Here is a 15,853-nt window from a genome sequence, read left to right as displayed (position 1 = left end):
TGCAAACTATGGTCCAATTTTAACATGCTGATTTTTATGTGCTTTTCATTTTTTGTAAATAAGTGTGTTGGTCTAAACTGCAATTTATACCAATTCGCTTAAGTAAGTGGTCTATTTTGAGGCAATAAAACCTCGTTGATAACAAGGCAAAAATTTCGTTATTTAGTTTGTTCTAAATCAGAAATTTTTAACGCAGGTAGCGACAGGTTTAATCCCTCAAAATGATTAAGTATTATTGCGGATTGGTATTACTGGTGTTTTAAACAAAAAAAGGGGCTGAAAATTCAGCCCCTTAGTTAACTTAAAAGCAATTACTGCTCAGCCAGCATATTACGCAATACATACTGTAAAATACCGCCATGTTTGTAGTAATCCCACTCTTTAGGGGTATCTATACGCACATCAACACTAAAGCTAATTTGTTTGCCTTCACTGCTAGTGGCAATCACACTGACTTCATTGGTTTTGTCGTATAAGCCTTCAAAGTCGAATGACTCTTGGCCGGTTAGACCCAGTGACTCATAGCTTTCACCTTCTTTAAATTGTAGGGGTAAAACACCCATACCAATCAGGTTTGAACGGTGAATACGCTCATAGCTTTGTGCAATAACGGCTTTAACACCAAGTAAAAGTGAACCTTTAGCAGCCCAGTCGCGTGATGAGCCTGTGCCATATTCGGCGCCCGCTAAAATAATCAGAGGCGTGCCATCTTGCTGGTATTGCATCGCTGCATCATAAATACTGGCGAGCTCATCGCTTGGTTGCATGCGGGTCACACCACCTTCGGTCCCCGGTGCTAATAGATTACGTAAACGCACATTCGCAAAGGTACCGCGCATCATCACTTCGTGGTTACCACGACGCGAACCATACGAGTTAAATTGTGCTTTTTGCACGCCGTGTTCTTGCAAGTAAAGACCTGCTGGGGCATCCGCTTTAATCGCACCTGCTGGCGAGATGTGGTCAGTGGTAACTGAGTCACCTAATTTTGCTAAACAGCGCGCACCACTAATGCTCGGAATACCAGGAGGCTCAATCTCCATGCCATCAAAGAAAGGTGCTTTTTTGATGTAGGTTGACGCATCATCCCAATCATAAAGTTTGCCATCAGGAATTTGAATTTTCTGCCAACGATCATCACCTTGATACACATTGCCATAACTTGATGCGAACATTTCTTTGGTTACAGTTTCGCGGACGAGCTCGTTTACTTCACTAACACTTGGCCAGATATTTTTTAGATAAATGTCATTACCATTAGGGTCTTGCGCAAGCGGCTCATTGTAAACGTCGATATCTGTACGACCCGCAATTGCGTATGCAACCACAAGGGGTGGTGACGCTAAGAAGTTCATTTTCACATCTTGGTGAATACGCCCTTCAAAGTTACGGTTACCCGATAAGATAGAGCTTACAACCAGTTTATGCTTTTGAATTGCATCGGTGATTTCATCAGCTAGTGGGCCTGAGTTACCGATACAGGTTGTACAACCATAACCGACAAGGTTAAAGCCTAATGCATCTAAATCATCCATTAAGTCGGCTTTTTTCAAGTAATCAGTCACCACTTGTGAGCCAGGAGCAAGTGAGGTTTTAACCCATGGTTTAACCTTTAATCCTAATTGCTTAGCTTTTTTAGCCACCAGGCCAGCTGCTAAAATAACACTTGGGTTTGACGTGTTTGTACAACTTGTAATTGCAGCAATGACACAAGCGCCATCATTAAGCTCAAACTCTTCGCCTTTAAAGTTAACCTTAGCTGCGCCCATAAACTGAGCTTCGTTCACTGGCTCATCAGGGTTAGTTGTTGGGCCTTCATCTTCAATGCGCGCCTCTTGAGCATCGCTTTTATCGCGATGTTGCATACGCTCTTCTTGAAAGCCTTTTAAGTGCTCACCAATAATGCTACCTGCTTTATTAAGGGCGATTCTATCTTGCGGGCGCTTAGGTCCAGCAAGGCTTGGCACAACATCATCAAGTGATAACTCTAGTGTGTCGGTATAATGAGCTTCATCGCCAGGGTTACGCCATAAGCCTTGGTGCTTTGCATAGTCCTCGATGAGTTTAAGTTGCTTATCATCGCGGTTTGTTAAACGTAGGTAGTTAATGGTTTCATCATCAATTGGGAAAATACCGCAGGTTGCACCATACTCAGGCGCCATGTTTGCAATAGTTGCACGGTCTGCAAGCGGTAAATCAGCAAGACCATCACCATAAAACTCAACAAATTTACCCACTACGCCATGGTTACGCAGCATTTCTGTTACGGTTAGTACCAGGTCTGTTGCAGTTGTGCCTTCTGGCAGGCGACCATTGAGCTTAAAGCCAACGACCTGTGGAATAAGTAAGCTGATTGGTTGACCAAGCATTGCGGCTTCGGCTTCAATACCACCCACACCCCAGCCTAATACCCCAAGACCATTGATCATGGTGGTGTGCGAATCGGTTCCGACTAGGGTATCTGGGTAGGCGAGTGATTTACCATTTTTACTATCGTTAAATACCACGCGGGCTAAATATTCTAAGTTAACTTGGTGTACGATGCCGGTTGCTGGTGGCACGACTTTCAAGTTATCGAAGGCAGTTTGCCCCCAGCGTAAAAATTCGTAACGCTCTTTGTTACGCTCATATTCAAGTTTCGCATTTAAGTCGAATGAGCCATCTTCACCGTAGCCGTCAACTTGCACTGAGTGGTCAATAACAAGCTCAGCAGGTGACAGCGGATTAATTTTTGCAGGGTCGCCGCCAAGTTTTTCCATGGCATCACGCATCGCGGCTAAATCGACAATGGCGGGTACGCCGGTAAAATCTTGCATTACAACGCGAGCAGGCGTAAACGCTACTTCTGCTGATGGTTTCGCTTGAGGGTCCCAGTTTAGTAAAGCATCGATATCTTGCTTTTTAATATTAACGCCATCTTCATTGCGCAACAGGTTTTCAAGTAAGATTTTTAGAGAGAATGGCAGACGTTTTGCTTTGTCGCCTAAACCTTGTAAAGAGTGAATATGATATTGCTCACCATTAATCGTAAGCTGTTTTTGGGTATCAAAACTGTTATTCATTATTTGCCCCTGTGGTTTGAGCAAGCAATTTGGCTTGCTTTGTTGTTTCCTTTTCGAAATAGACACAGTGTTATTGCAAACTTAATACCAGCTGAGAAATTCATCTAGCTGATGAAAAAATATGCTACCTAATATAGTTGCTGCTGATGTGATTTATTTCAAGGGAAGGAGGCAGATAAAAAGGGTAGTCACTTTAAACTACCCTCAGAAATAAGTGTTTTTAGTTAAGCCAGTTTTGTTGTTTACCTTTATGACTAATAAGCAGTAATAGTAAACCAATAACGATAACACACAATGGCATTGCTAATGCGCTAGTACCAAACATAGCAAGGCTATCTATCACCACAAAATTATAATATTGCTGGACTAATACGGCGATAAACGAGATTAAAAATAACTCGCGCGCAAGGGCTTTTTTTGCCAGTAATAAGATGCTCGCGAAGCTTGCTGCAAACACGGCTATCGCAAAGGCAGCCGTTGACCAGAGCGGTATGTCGCGGTATGCGGCTTGTTGTGCTTCGGGGAGTTGGTTAATCATTTCGGGTGTGATCAACAGTTGCATTACGAACGCAATGACACCTAAAAGATTCCATACAAGGGCTGCCCAAGCAAGTGGCTTGAGCCAAGCTGGAGGGTTCATAAATCACCTTTTATTGTTGTTATAATCGCATTCAATTAAAGGTGATTTATGCTAACTAAGCAAGCTCTAGTTAACCAAAAGAGATAGGGCGGCGACCGGTTTTTTCGTCTACTTTTGGCTTTTTAGTACGTTTACGCTTTGATTTTTTTGGCGCTTCTTCAGCGCTTTGTGGTTGTGCTTTTTGTACAGGTTCCGGTGGGCGAGGATTTGGTGTTGCATCTTCGCTTAGTGTCAGTTGGAACAACTCACCATCGAATGCCAATACGTCACCACTGTATAATTTTTTCCGTTTTATTGTACAAATTTCATAGTTAACCCCAACATAACCTTCACCAATTAAGGCTTTTGCTTGGCCGCCTGTTTCGACTAGGTCGAGCACTTTTAGCAAGTTGCATAACTCTATTGGCTCTTCTTCTAGTTCAATTTCGATGAAATCTTCGTTCATGTTGGTCTCTCTTAATTCAATCGCAGCCATTATAAAGCCTAGCACTCAATTGAACCAAGATTAAATTTTTAAGCTCTTCAAGCGGTTAAAATTTGCAGCAATAAATAATCTGACATTTTTATAAACAGTAAAAAAACTGCAGTATTTACTGGGTACACTGCGCGCGTTTGGAATTGGTGTACAAATTGCTAAATGCATGTCCGTTTCATTTTTTATTCGTTCAGGAGAAGTTGTAATGGGCGTAAGATCAGCGCTAAGAAAAGAGTTAATGGGTTTGCAAGATTCGTCATTGCTTGCTGCAGATGATGTGCGAGCTTTGTTAACGCAAACAATTAAGTCTCAGCCTGAAAAATCAGAACAAGGTTTTGCGTTAATTTCGCGCTTTAATGATAACCACAGCCAGTTAAGTTCAGGTGAAACAAACAAAGAAAAGCTGCTTCAGCATCAAACTCACCGTTTATTTAAAGATATTCTATATACCCGTCAAAGTGTTAATAGTTGGCTAAAAAAACATCTTAATTAATTGATTTATTGTTTTTCTCACTTTAGACTACGTTTGTAATCTAAAGTGAGAATGAACATGAAAAGGATAATTTCAGCAGCCATATTTTTAATTTTGGCAGGTTGTCAGCAAGCAACAGTCTACGTATACACAGAAAACCTTGAACAGTCGCAGTTGCAATCATTAGAGCAAGCATTAAATAAACAAAGCTTACCCTATGAATATACCCAGCTTCCTGTGCCAAGAGAGTTTACTGATGCAACCTTAATGCTATCGAGCGATACAATTCTTACTCATGAAGCCGAGCAACTAGCTGAAATTATGCAGGGACTGGGTTATCAAGCTGAAATTAAGTACACCACAGATGCCAATCACTTTTACAATCATGGCAATATTGGCTTTTACTTAAGAGCTAAAAATACCACCACCAGTTTTACTATGCCGGCTCGTGTACTCACCACTGGATGCGTTGAAGACAAGTCTAATGATCTTGCAGTTACATTTAATGATAAGCAGGCGCACTTTACCCTTACAAGTGGTAGAAAAGTCTCCCTAGATTGGGATTATTTATATGGCTACCTAGTCATTTATTATAAAAATTATTCGCAAACATACATTCATTTAACGCCAGAAGTGAGCACTCCTTTTGGTATGAAACCATCAGATACTTACCGTTACACGGCACGTGTTAATAGCCCAAGTTGGTTAAATTGCTCATTACAAATTGTGTATATGGACTAGCTTCGCGACTCAAGGTAATTACTAAGCTTAGTAATACGCTCACTCATGCCTTCGATTATGCGATCTTTAATTTTTTCACGGATTACATTAGGTAAGCGGGTGAGTGCTTCAGGGGAAATAGCTAACAAAATGGTATCGACTCTAGCGCGTGCGCTGGTACTGTGCTCTCGGTTATTGATAAAAGCACCTTCACCGATAAATTCGCCGGGCTCAATGGTGCCAAGTTCGAGTAAATGACTTTGTTTGAATACCATCAGTGAGCCGCTTAGCACGATATAAAGCCGTTTATCAGCATCGTATTGCTTAAAAACAGCCCGGCCTTGTTTGACCAAATACAAATGACTGAATGACTCTAATAACACTTGTCGTTCACTGAGAGTAAACTCTCTAAAGAACGACAATCTGTTAATAATTTCCATTTGTTTAATTAGTGGAATGTGCTCGATTAACTTCATTGACTCACATAGGTATAGCGCGAAATTAGCTAATATTGCGCTCTTTTAGCTTGCGGGTCAATGTATTGCGGCCCCAACCAATCTTTACTGCGGCTTCTTGCTTGTGGCCTGCACAGTTGGCAAGGGCGGTTTTAATCAAACGAGTTTCGAGTTGTGCTTGAATGGCAGGCCAAATATTTTCTTTGCCTTGTTTAAGTTCAAGGTTAAGCCATTGTTGAAATGCATCCAGCCAATCACCTTCTTGCTCAGTCGGTGCAACAGCAACAATCTCTGGTGGTAAATCTTGCTCGCTGATCAGCTCACCCGGAGCCATAACCGTTAACCAGCGGCAAGTATTCTCTAATTGGCGCACGTTACCTGGCCAATTGAATAAGCGCAGTTGCTCAGTAGCTTTAGGGCTTAAAATTTTGCTTTCAACCTGCAGCTCTTTGGCACTTTTATGTAAAAAGTGTTGTGCTAGTCGTTCAATATCTTCAGTACGCTCACGTAGCGCGGGTAAGCGTAAACGCACCACGTTTAAGCGATGGAATAAATCGTCACGAAACTTACCTTGTTTTACCAAGTCTTCGAGGTTTTGGTGCGTTGCAGCAATAATACGTACATCAACTTTAATGCTTTGATGGCCACCAACACGGTAAAACTCACCATCGGCTAACACGCGTAATAAACGCGTTTGTACATCGAGCGGCATATCACCTATTTCATCTAAAAATAAGGTGCCTCCATTCGCTTGTTCAAAACGGCCTTTACGAATACTGTCGGCTCCAGTGAACGCGCCTTTTTCGTGACCGAATAACTCTGACTCGACCAATTCTTTTGGAATGGCAGCCATATTCAAAGCTATAAATTGGTTTTCTTTACGAGGGCTGTGGTTATGCAGGGCACTTGCAACTAGCTCTTTACCTGTCCCTGACTCACCATTAATCAGCACGCTCATACTTGATGCTGATAATTTACCAATTGCCCTAAACACCTCTTGCATAGCAGGCGCTTCGCCTATGATATGCGCATTGGTTTGTGGTGCTTGCTTACGTTTAGTTTTTTTCGTTGAATTAGCACGGCATGCGCTTTCAACCAGCGCGACAGCTTCATCTAAATCGAACGGTTTAGCGAGATACTCAAATGCCCCTTTTTGGAAGGCATTCACCGCCGAGTCTAAGTCTGAGTGAGCGGTCATGATGATCACTGGCAGGCCAGGGTTTTGCTCAGCAATAGTCTCAAGTAACGCCATGCCGTCCATACCCGGCATTCGTACATCAGATACTAATACCGTTGGCTGGCTAAACTTTAATGCATTAAGCACATCTTGTGCGTTCGCATAGCTTTCAGTTTCAAATCCTGCACGTGCCAACGCTTTCTCTAGTACAAAGCGAATTGAGGCATCATCATCAACTAACCAGACTGTTTTCATGACTACTCCAAAAAACCATTAATCCGTAAAAGGCAAATAGATATTAAATTCTGTATGGCCTGGCCAACTGTCACAATCAATGTGGCCGTCATGTTGGTCAACCAAGGTTTGCGCTATCGATAAACCAAGCCCTGATCCATTTTCTTTGTTGGTGATCATTGGGTAGAACAAGGTTTCACGTAAGCTCTTGTCTATACCTGGGCCGTTATCCGAAATTTGGATCAGCAAGGTTTTTTTCGGCGCCTTACCTGGGCGCCTGTGTTGATGATTGATGCGGGTTTTTATTCTTATCTCGCCACCATCAACCAGTGCCTGTTGTGCATTACGAATAATGTTCAGTACCACTTGTTGAATTTTACTTTGGTCAATGTACACACTCGGTATACTTGGATCATAGTCTTTCACTAAAGTGATATTGGCATTGTTATCTAACATGCTCAGTTTAATCACTGACTCTAACGCTTGGTGAATGTTGCCATAGGATTTATGTGGCAATTGATTCGGACCAAGTAAGCGGTCTACAAGCTCGCGTAAACGGTCTGCTTGTTCAATGATTAATTCGGCACATTGATCACGTTCTTGCTGATCAACCTCATACTGCAATAATTGCGCCGCTCCGCGAATTCCACCTAAAGGATTTTTAATTTCGTGTGCTAAACCACGAATTAGGTTACGTGCTGCTTGATATTGATGCATTTGATTCGAAGCTTGATCGTGGCGAATTTCATCATCCATTTGGCGGCATTCAAACAAAATATAATTTTCATCATGGCTGCTTATTCGGCGCGTGCTAATGGTCAGTTTGGCATGGCGTGAATCGACGAAAACCACGTCAGCTCTATGCTGGTGGCAATCAACACCATCGAACAACGAATACTGAGCAATGCGTTTTAAGTCTATCGAGTGGTAATTGAATAGGTTATCGAACGGTTGGTTGATAATGCGCTTGGGCCCTAAACCTAAAAGCTCACTGGCGCTATCGTTTGCATAAACCAGTTTAAAATCTCGGTCGAGTAAAATGACAGCAGTACTTAAATTTTTCCAAATACTGTCGAGCAGTTCAGAGTTAAAATGTGTTTCACTGAGCATGGTTGCACCATTTTAGTGCGTTTCAATTTAGTGCAGCTTAGCATACTCTTTTTACTTTGCGAGAAGTCATGTCAAAAACCTTAGTTTCCGCCATAAATTGAGGTTCTGTGCATGAAAAAGGTGCTGACTGGGCTAACCGAAACGAGTTTATTATTAGCATCATAAAGTTTAGCTTGTAATGTGTGTTCTCCACGCTCGACCTCTCTTAGTGCAAAGGTCGTGCTATTACTTGGTGCACCATGGGCAGAACCATCAAATAAAAGTTGTACTTTAAATCCGTTTTCAAAGCGTGGGCTAATTCGAGCAGTGACATACACTGAACCGGTATTTTCTCGCACGGTCGCTTCATTAGCAGGAGAAGCAATACTGACTTTAAATTTGACAGGTGTCGCACTTGGTGCGCTATCAAGTATGCTGGTGTCGGTAGCTGGCATGGTCAGGTTTTGGGTATTCATCTTTACTTCGGTAGCGCCAGGGCGCGGTGTATCAGAAAATACTAAAACGCCGTTTTTATCTTTCCAAGAATACACTTTCTGCGCTGCGCTATAGCCAAAAAAGCTTATAAAAATCAGCGGTAGTACCAATAAAGTTGTGCTTTTCACCCTGCAACCCTGCATTTTTTAATCTAAATAAAACTGTAGAGTAGAACCCGCTCAATTACCATTAAAAAAGCCCGCAGAGCGGGCTTGAGAACACACATTTATTATCTTTCAGATAATTCTGGTACAGCGTGTGTTACACGCTGTAGTACATTTCGAACTCAACTGGGTGAGTTGTCATGTTAAGTTTTTCAACTTCTTGACCTTTAAGCGCGATGTATGCATCGATTAGGTCATCAGTGAATACGCCACCTTGAGTTAAGAACTCACGGTCAGCGTCTAATGATGCTAGTGCTTCAGATAAAGAAGATGCAACTTGTGGGATCTCAGCTGCTTCTTCAGCAGGTAGATCGTATAAGTCTTTGTCCATTGCATCGCCAGGGTGGATCTTGTTTTTGATACCGTCTAGGCCAGCCATAAGCATTGCAGAGAATGCTAAGTATGGGTTAGCTGTTGGATCAGGGAAACGTACTTCGATACGACGTGCTTTTGCAGAAGGTACCACTGGGATACGGATTGAAGCAGAACGGTTACGTGCAGAGTATGCAAGCATTACTGGTGCCTCAAAACCTGGTACTAGACGCTTGTATGAGTTAGTTGACGCGTTAGCGAATGCGTTGATTGCTTTAGCGTGCTTGATGATACCACCGATGTAGTAAAGTGCTTCTTCAGATAGACCTGCATATTTGTCACCAGCGAAGATGTTTACGCCATCTTTACCTAGAGATTGGTGACAGTGCATACCAGAACCGTTATCACCTACGATTGGCTTAGGCATGAATGTCGCTGTTTTTCCGTAAAGGTGAGCCATGTTATGGATAACATATTTCATCTCTTGGATTTCGTCAGCTTTTAATACCATTGTATTGAAGCGAGTTGCGATCTCATTTTGACCTGCAGTTGCTACTTCGTGGTGGTGAGCTTCTACTACTTGACCTAGTTCTTCAAGAACTAAACAAGTCGCTGAACGCCAGTCATGTGATGAATCAACAGGTGAACACGGGAAGTAACCGCCTTTAACACCTGGACGGTGACCCATGTTGCCACCTTCGTAATCTTTATCTGAGTTCCAAGCAGCTTCTACAGAATCGATTTTGTACATAGAACCAGACATGTCTGATTTGTATTTAACGTCATCAAAAAGGAAGAACTCTGGCTCTGGACCGAATAATACAGTGTCAGCAATACCAGTAGAGCGCATGTACTCTTCAGCGCGTTTTGCAACAGAACGTGGATCACGCTCATAACCTTGAAGTGTTGAAGGCTCAACTACGTCACAACGTACGATTAGTGTAGCTTCTTCAGAAAATGGGTCCATTTTCGCAGACTCAGGAACAGGCATAAGTACCATGTCTGATTCGTTGATACCTTTCCAGCCAGCAATTGAAGAACCGTCAAACATTTTGCCGTCTTCGAAGAAATCTTCATCAATTTGATGATGAGGAATAGAAACATGCTGTTCTTTACCTTTGGTATCAGTAAAGCGTAAATCAATGAACTTAACGTCATTTTCTTTGATAAAATCTAAAACCGATTGTGACATGTGTCCTCCAATTGTTGGGTTTTATTTTTTGCTGCATTATTGCTTTTCGCTTATATAAGCTGGTTTCGTGCCATGTTTTTAACACCTTGTTTAGGCTTATAAAAAGTGAACAGGGCTTCGTTTTGTTAACTTTTATTGCACTAAGTTGGTGCGTAAAAAGATCATTCTGGTGCGTAAAAAGTGCGACCTTGTTTTGCACAATTATTGAGCGTGCCAATTTTTCTGTTATGAACACGATTTAGTGCCAAAATATGGTTCAAAAACGAAAATTTCGCCAGTTTTGAGCTAAGATTCACTTTAATTTTCATAAATTTGTCATTTATAAAACAGATACTTATAAAAAGCCTGAAGAAAGTTTATAAATTTATATTGGATAAACTTTCATCCATGCCATTATTAAGGGATAATATGCGCCCTTTTAAATCCTATGCTGGGACATCTGGTGAAAACGCAGGTGAGTGCGTAGATCTTGCAGGATCAATGAGATTCAATTTCTCTGAGAAAAAATATGAGCATCGAAAAGTTAAGAAATATAGCGATTATCGCCCACGTTGACCACGGTAAAACAACTTTGGTTGATAAACTGCTTGAGCAATCAGGCACATTAGAAACGCGCGGCGGTAACGAAGAGCGCGTAATGGACTCAAACGACATTGAGAAAGAGCGTGGTATTACCATTTTAGCTAAGAACACAGCTATCTCTTGGAACGACTACCATATCAATATCGTAGACACCCCAGGACACGCCGACTTCGGTGGTGAAGTAGAACGCGTACTTTCGATGGCTGACTCAGTATTACTACTTGTTGATGCTCAAGAAGGTCCAATGCCGCAAACGCGTTTCGTAACGCAAAAAGCATTCGCACAAGGTTTAACGCCGATTGTTGTAATCAACAAAATCGACAAGCCTGGTGCACGTCCTGACTGGGTTATGGACCAAGTTTTCGACTTATTCGATAACTTAGGTGCAACTGACGAACAGTTAGACTTTAAAGTAATCTATGCATCAGCTATCAACGGCTGGGCAACAATGGATTTAGACGAGCCATCAGATAACATGGAACCAATGTTCCAGATGATCGTTGACGAAGTATCTCCACCGGATGCAGATCCTGAAGGTGCTTTCCAAATGCAAATTTCTCAGCTTGACTACAACTCATACATCGGTGTTATCGGTGTAGGTCGTATCAAGCGTGGTACTGTTCGTCCTAACCAACAGGTTACTGTTGTAAGCGCAGACGGTACTAAGCGTAACGGTAAAGTTGGCCAAGTAATGAGCTACTTAGGTCTTGAGCGTCATGAAGCAGAATCTGCAGGCGCAGGTGACATCATTGCAATCACAGGTCTTGGTGAGTTGAAAATCTCAGACACTATCTGTGATGTAAATACCGTTGAAGCATTACCACCGCTAAGCGTTGATGAGCCTACAGTAACAATGACGTTCTCTGTAAACACATCACCATTTGCTGGTAAAGAAGGTAAATTCGTAACTTCACGTAACATCCTTGAGCGTTTACAAGCTGAGCTTGTTCACAACGTTGCATTACGTGTTGAAGAAACTGACAACCCAGATAGCTTCCGTGTTTCTGGTCGTGGTGAGTTACACTTAGGTATCTTAATCGAGAACATGCGTCGTGAAGGTTACGAGCTTGCTGTATCTCGTCCACAAGTAATCCTTCGTGAAGTTGATGGTCAAAAAGAAGAGCCATACGAAACACTTACAATCGACTGTCAAGAAGAGCACCAAGGTTCTATCATGGAACAAATTGGTCTTCGTAAGGGTGAACTAACAGACATGTCTCCAGATGGTAAAGGCCGTGTACGTATGGACTTTATGATCCCAAGCCGTGGCTTAATTGGTTTCCAAACTGAATTCATGACATTAACGTCTGGATCTGGTCTTCTTTACCACACATTCGATCACTACGGTCCACATAAAGGCGGTACTATCGGTGCTCGTAAGAATGGTGTAATGATTGCTAACGCAACAGGTAAAGCACTTACTAACGCATTATTCAACTTACAAGACCGTGGTAAGTTATTCATCGGTCACGGTGTTGAAGTTTACGAAGGTATGGTTATCGGTATCCACAGCCGTGACAATGACCTAACAGTAAACGCGCTTAAAGGTAAGCAACTTACAAACGTTCGTGCATCTGGTACAGATGAAGCACAAACGCTTGTTCCACCATTAAACTACACGCTTGAACAAGCGATTGAGTTCATCGATGATGACGAGTTAGTGGAAGTGACACCTGAAAACATCCGTATCCGTAAGCGTCACTTAACTGAAAGTGAGCGTAAGCGTGCGAGCCGTGCAGCTAAAGACTAATAAGGTCTTTTAGTTTCACAAAATTAAAACCGCCGTATTGAAAAATACGGCGGTTTTTTGTTGTAATGATTAGCCGTCAGCCGTCAGCCGTCAGCCGTCAGCCGTCAGCCGTCAGCCGTCAGCCGTCAGCCGTTAGCCGTTAGCTCTCAGCTGTCAGATCGAATGGAAGATTAAATGTTTTTTGGGTATGAGTTTTATTACTGGCTCGGATGGTTAGCGATAACAGTTCTCGCTGCAAAGAAATATGGCTATCTAGGCTTGTTCATTGCGCATTGCATCATTTTTGTGAGTGTATTTGCTAGTGACTTACGCTATGTGTCGCAACTAATGTCCCAACCTGAGTGGGATGGTAATCCTGACCTTGATATTATTTTTCTTGTTGGCGTAATATTTCGTACTATAGTGATTAATGTTTTATTGCTACCTACAGGAATTTTAGGAAAATATTTCCATAACAAAGTTAATACCACTGGAATTTAGCCTAAGCTAATTTTCTAGGAGTAAATTGTTCCAACATTGCTATCAGAGTTGTAGCTTTACTTATTTTGTTTGTACTTCTAACCTAGTTAATTAGTTTATTGAGCAACTAGCAACTAGCAACTAGCAACTAGCAACTAGCAACTAGCAACTCGCAGCTAGCAACTTTTTACTAACTCCCCCATCTGTACTATCTTTTCTAAATCCAACTTGCAGGAGAGTAAGATGTATTTAGTTAGACTGATTTACACAAGTGAAATTAGCGATGGGTTTGGGCCCAATGACATCGAAGATATTCTTGAGAAAGCTAAGCAGAATAATGCAGAAAGTAATGTAACTGGGCTACTTTGTTTTAATAGTTCTCACTTTATGCAATGCCTTGAGGGGTCACGAAAAGCAGTTAATGAAACTTATCATCGTATTCTTAATGACAAACGTCATCGCAATATCATCATGCTGAACTATTGTGAAATTTATGAAAGAGAGTTTGAAAATTGGTCTATGGGTTACATTCCTTACACTAAACAAGTGACCCCTATTAACCTTAAGTACTCAGGTACCAGCGAATTTAACCCACTAGCCATGTCAGCAGGAAGCGCCCATAAACTTATGTTGGCTTTACGGGACTCATTGCTCAAACATACTATGTAGGGCTTGCAAGTGTCACTACAGTGACACTTGCTCACCTTCATTTAAAATGTAAAGAGGAACTTGGCTGTTCATCTGTTTTTGCATTTGCAGTAATCTTAATAATGCAGAGTGACTAGAATGGTCGCCCATTTGCCAGCTTGAGTTGCCATAACCCCACGGGATCATCACTTTACAGCTTAGCTCTTCTGCCGCGTTTAATGCATCTTCAGGTGTAGTATGAACATAACGATACCACTTACCATCTTCTTCATGGTAGTAGGAAGCAATTGGCATTAAGCACACATCAATCTCGCCGTATTTTTGATTAATATCTTGAAAGTGTTTTGAGTAACCGGTATCACCAGCAAAAAACAAGGTTTTACCATTTTGCTCAAGTAACCAACCATTCCATAAATCTTTATTGTGGTCGTCATAAATGAAAGGCACCATTATACGACTGCTAAAATGATGAGCTGGCAGTGCATGAATCGTTAAATCATTAATTTGTGTACTTGCGTACCACGCCATTTCGGAAATATTAAAGCCACCCGTCGGGAAGTTATCTGCAAACCCTAATGGCACTAAGTAGCGGGGGGTATTGCCAATCTCTTCTATATCCGCCTTGTTAAAATGGTCATAGTGAATGTGTGAGTACATTACTGCATCTAAGCCATTAAGTTCAGCTTGTGATGGCCAAAAACCAGGTTTGCGATAAATGCCCCCAGCAAGCTTAAAGGCAAAGTCTACGGGCGAATCAAACTGATCTTTAACAGGGTCAAACAACAGCTGCTCACCATTTGGTGATTGAATATAAAACCCAGCATGACCTAACCAGCGCACCGTAAAACCTGAATTGATTGCAGGCACATGTTGTTCTGCATGAAACTCGCATTGTGAGTTGCTGTCGTTGCACACAAGGAGTTCTGATTCTTCATAGCAATTGTCTGTGCAGGTTGTTGGGTATTCTTTATCACCCGGATAAAGGTTGTGGTAGCGGCCTTCGTACTCTCCCTCAGTTTTTAACGGAGTAATGGTGCCTTCACCGGCAATAATATTAACAGTATTTGAATTACTGCATGCACTTAAAAGTGCTGCTGCAATAAGCGTAGAGAGTGTTTTTAAATGCATACCATGCTTACTTTTTATTCTTTGCCGTGAGTTTAGCAAAATAAAATTTAAGATAAATCATTAAAAAGTAACAAGAGGTTACATAAAAAAGCCTACGTTTAAGTAGGCTTTTGTTATGAATAGCTTGAGCTGATTAGCCCGCTTTGTTCATTTGCTCAATGAACTTATTAGAGTCTTCAATTGATTTGTTCATGTCGTCCATTAACACTTTTATATCGCGTTTTAGGTTTGTGAACTCACCTTTGATTGCAGTTACAGCTTGTGCGTTTAGATTATGTTTTAAGTACAAAACATTATCATGAAGTGATGATAATACCGGCTCCATTTTGCTTTCTGCGCTGCGCATTGAACGAAGTAGTTGATCAAATTGGCGCTTAGTTGCATTGAGCTTTTTGCTGCTTTCACGTTTAAGAGAGGCGCTTTTGTATTGCTCTAGCTCATCGGCCCACTCATCAAATAGCGCTTCAGCGACATCTTCTACTTTATTGATATTGCTTGTTACGTCGTTTGCTGCCGCGAGGCTCGACTCGTAATCATCATTCAGTTGATTGTAGGCATCTTGTAGTTCACCACCATCAAAGTTAATCAGCGTGGTTAATCTGTCTAATGCTGATTGAAACTCTTCTTGTGATTCTTGCTGTGCTTCTTTTGTTTCTTCTACGCGGTCTACTAAAATGTCGCGTTTATGCACACCGACAGACTCCATGGCTGAGTAATAAGCTGACTGACAGCCTGATAATGCCATTGTTACTGCAAATAGTGGTGCACTTAAAAGTGTCAGTTTTTTCATTGAGAATCC

General features: G+C 41.7%; 15 protein-coding genes. 5 read left to right on the top strand and 10 right to left on the bottom strand.

Annotated features, from left to right (window positions below):
- Window positions 1-311: 311 nt before the first annotated feature.
- From acnA to PASHI_RS18795, 3 genes are all read right to left on the bottom strand, one after another.
- A complete protein-coding gene (acnA, locus tag PASHI_RS18805) occupies window positions 312-3,062 on the bottom strand; it encodes an aconitate hydratase AcnA (protein ID WP_062566676.1) in 2,751 nt (916 codons plus the stop codon).
- 220 nt (window positions 3,063-3,282) lie between these two features.
- On the bottom strand, window positions 3,283-3,702 hold the full coding sequence (locus tag PASHI_RS18800) for a hypothetical protein (protein WP_062566675.1): 420 nt from the start codon (window positions 3,700-3,702) through the stop codon (window positions 3,283-3,285).
- 70 nt (window positions 3,703-3,772) lie between these two features.
- The gene (locus PASHI_RS18795) at window positions 3,773-4,147 is read right to left on the bottom strand and encodes an RNA-binding S4 domain-containing protein (RefSeq protein ID WP_054563502.1); all 375 of its coding nucleotides are present in this window, start codon (window positions 4,145-4,147) and stop codon (window positions 3,773-3,775) included.
- 235 nt (window positions 4,148-4,382) lie between these two features.
- Between PASHI_RS18795 and PASHI_RS18790 the strand changes: the two genes are divergently transcribed.
- Window positions 4,383-4,670 carry a hypothetical protein gene (locus tag PASHI_RS18790; protein WP_062566674.1) on the top strand — a complete coding sequence of 96 codons (288 nt, stop codon included), beginning with the start codon at window positions 4,383-4,385 and terminating at the stop codon, window positions 4,668-4,670.
- Window positions 4,671-4,727: 57 nt separating this feature from the next.
- Window positions 4,728-5,390 carry a hypothetical protein gene (locus PASHI_RS18785; RefSeq protein ID WP_062566673.1) on the top strand — a complete coding sequence of 221 codons (663 nt, stop codon included), beginning with the start codon at window positions 4,728-4,730 and terminating at the stop codon, window positions 5,388-5,390.
- On the opposite strand, the gene PASHI_RS18780 is transcribed toward PASHI_RS18785, so the two are convergent.
- From PASHI_RS18780 to glnA, 5 genes are all read right to left on the bottom strand, one after another.
- A complete protein-coding gene (locus tag PASHI_RS18780; protein ID WP_054563446.1) occupies window positions 5,387-5,845 on the bottom strand; it encodes a cyclic nucleotide-binding domain-containing protein in 459 nt (152 codons plus the stop codon). The two genes, PASHI_RS18785 and PASHI_RS18780, sit on opposite strands and share 4 nt — an antisense overlap.
- 25 nt (window positions 5,846-5,870) lie before the next feature.
- The gene (gene ntrC / locus PASHI_RS18775; RefSeq protein ID WP_062566672.1) at window positions 5,871-7,256 is read right to left on the bottom strand and encodes a nitrogen regulation protein NR(I); all 1,386 of its coding nucleotides are present in this window, start codon (window positions 7,254-7,256) and stop codon (window positions 5,871-5,873) included.
- An 18-nt stretch (window positions 7,257-7,274) separates the two neighbouring features.
- Entirely contained in the window at window positions 7,275-8,345 is a 1,071-nt protein-coding gene (glnL, locus tag PASHI_RS18770; RefSeq protein ID WP_062566671.1) for a nitrogen regulation protein NR(II), read from the bottom strand.
- Between the two features lie 80 nt (window positions 8,346-8,425).
- Window positions 8,426-8,947 (bottom strand): DUF4124 domain-containing protein, encoded by a 522-nt coding sequence (locus tag PASHI_RS18765; RefSeq protein WP_240701554.1) that lies wholly within the window; start codon window positions 8,945-8,947, stop codon window positions 8,426-8,428.
- Between the two features lie 133 nt (window positions 8,948-9,080).
- The gene (gene glnA / locus PASHI_RS18760; protein ID WP_062566669.1) at window positions 9,081-10,487 is read right to left on the bottom strand and encodes a glutamate--ammonia ligase; all 1,407 of its coding nucleotides are present in this window, start codon (window positions 10,485-10,487) and stop codon (window positions 9,081-9,083) included.
- A gap of 508 nt (window positions 10,488-10,995) precedes the next feature.
- Here glnA and typA point away from each other — a divergent pair.
- The 3 genes from typA to PASHI_RS18740 all read left to right on the top strand — a co-directional run bounded on the left by typA (window position 10,996) and on the right by PASHI_RS18740 (window position 13,947).
- On the top strand, window positions 10,996-12,819 hold the full coding sequence (gene typA / locus PASHI_RS18750) for a translational GTPase TypA (RefSeq protein WP_054552393.1): 1,824 nt from the start codon (window positions 10,996-10,998) through the stop codon (window positions 12,817-12,819).
- Window positions 12,820-12,993: 174 nt separating this feature from the next.
- A complete protein-coding gene (locus PASHI_RS18745; RefSeq protein WP_062566667.1) occupies window positions 12,994-13,299 on the top strand; it encodes a hypothetical protein in 306 nt (101 codons plus the stop codon).
- Between the two features lie 222 nt (window positions 13,300-13,521).
- Window positions 13,522-13,947, top strand: coding sequence for a BLUF domain-containing protein (locus tag PASHI_RS18740; protein ID WP_058583995.1), 426 nt, complete (start codon window positions 13,522-13,524; stop codon window positions 13,945-13,947).
- 15 nt (window positions 13,948-13,962) lie between these two features.
- Here the strand turns inward: PASHI_RS18740 and PASHI_RS18735 are convergent, their stop codons facing one another.
- Both PASHI_RS18735 and PASHI_RS18730 read right to left on the bottom strand, forming a co-directional pair.
- Complete coding sequence (locus PASHI_RS18735; RefSeq protein ID WP_062566666.1) at window positions 13,963-15,054, bottom strand: MBL fold metallo-hydrolase; 1,092 nt, start codon at window positions 15,052-15,054, stop codon at window positions 13,963-13,965.
- 133 nt (window positions 15,055-15,187) lie between these two features.
- Complete coding sequence (locus PASHI_RS18730; RefSeq protein WP_062566665.1) at window positions 15,188-15,844, bottom strand: DUF2959 domain-containing protein; 657 nt, start codon at window positions 15,842-15,844, stop codon at window positions 15,188-15,190.
- Window positions 15,845-15,853: the final 9 nt, after the last annotated feature.

The organism is Pseudoalteromonas shioyasakiensis (assembly GCF_001550135.1).
GTDB lineage: Bacteria > Pseudomonadota > Gammaproteobacteria > Enterobacterales > Alteromonadaceae > Pseudoalteromonas > Pseudoalteromonas shioyasakiensis.
Note: the sequence above shows the minus strand (reverse complement) of the source record. Positions and strands in the feature narration are given on the sequence as shown.

Coding starts and splice junctions, on each gene's coding strand:
- PASHI_RS18800 (WP_062566675.1), bottom strand. CDS start 3,702: ATGAACCCTCCAGCTTGGCTCAAGCCACTTGCTTGGGCAGCCCTTGTA.
- PASHI_RS18730 (WP_062566665.1), bottom strand. CDS start 15,844: ATGAAAAAACTGACACTTTTAAGTGCACCACTATTTGCAGTAACAATG.
- PASHI_RS18780 (WP_054563446.1), bottom strand. CDS start 5,845: ATGAAGTTAATCGAGCACATTCCACTAATTAAACAAATGGAAATTATT.
- PASHI_RS18745 (WP_062566667.1), top strand. CDS start 12,994: ATGTTTTTTGGGTATGAGTTTTATTACTGGCTCGGATGGTTAGCGATA.
- glnA (WP_062566669.1), bottom strand. CDS start 10,487: ATGTCACAATCGGTTTTAGATTTTATCAAAGAAAATGACGTTAAGTTC.
- typA (WP_054552393.1), top strand. CDS start 10,996: ATGAGCATCGAAAAGTTAAGAAATATAGCGATTATCGCCCACGTTGAC.
- ntrC (WP_062566672.1), bottom strand. CDS start 7,256: ATGAAAACAGTCTGGTTAGTTGATGATGATGCCTCAATTCGCTTTGTA.
- PASHI_RS18740 (WP_058583995.1), top strand. CDS start 13,522: ATGTATTTAGTTAGACTGATTTACACAAGTGAAATTAGCGATGGGTTT.
- PASHI_RS18790 (WP_062566674.1), top strand. CDS start 4,383: ATGGGCGTAAGATCAGCGCTAAGAAAAGAGTTAATGGGTTTGCAAGAT.
- PASHI_RS18785 (WP_062566673.1), top strand. CDS start 4,728: ATGAAAAGGATAATTTCAGCAGCCATATTTTTAATTTTGGCAGGTTGT.
- acnA (WP_062566676.1), bottom strand. CDS start 3,062: ATGAATAACAGTTTTGATACCCAAAAACAGCTTACGATTAATGGTGAG.
- glnL (WP_062566671.1), bottom strand. CDS start 8,345: ATGCTCAGTGAAACACATTTTAACTCTGAACTGCTCGACAGTATTTGG.
- PASHI_RS18735 (WP_062566666.1), bottom strand. CDS start 15,054: ATGCATTTAAAAACACTCTCTACGCTTATTGCAGCAGCACTTTTAAGT.
- PASHI_RS18795 (WP_054563502.1), bottom strand. CDS start 4,147: ATGAACGAAGATTTCATCGAAATTGAACTAGAAGAAGAGCCAATAGAG.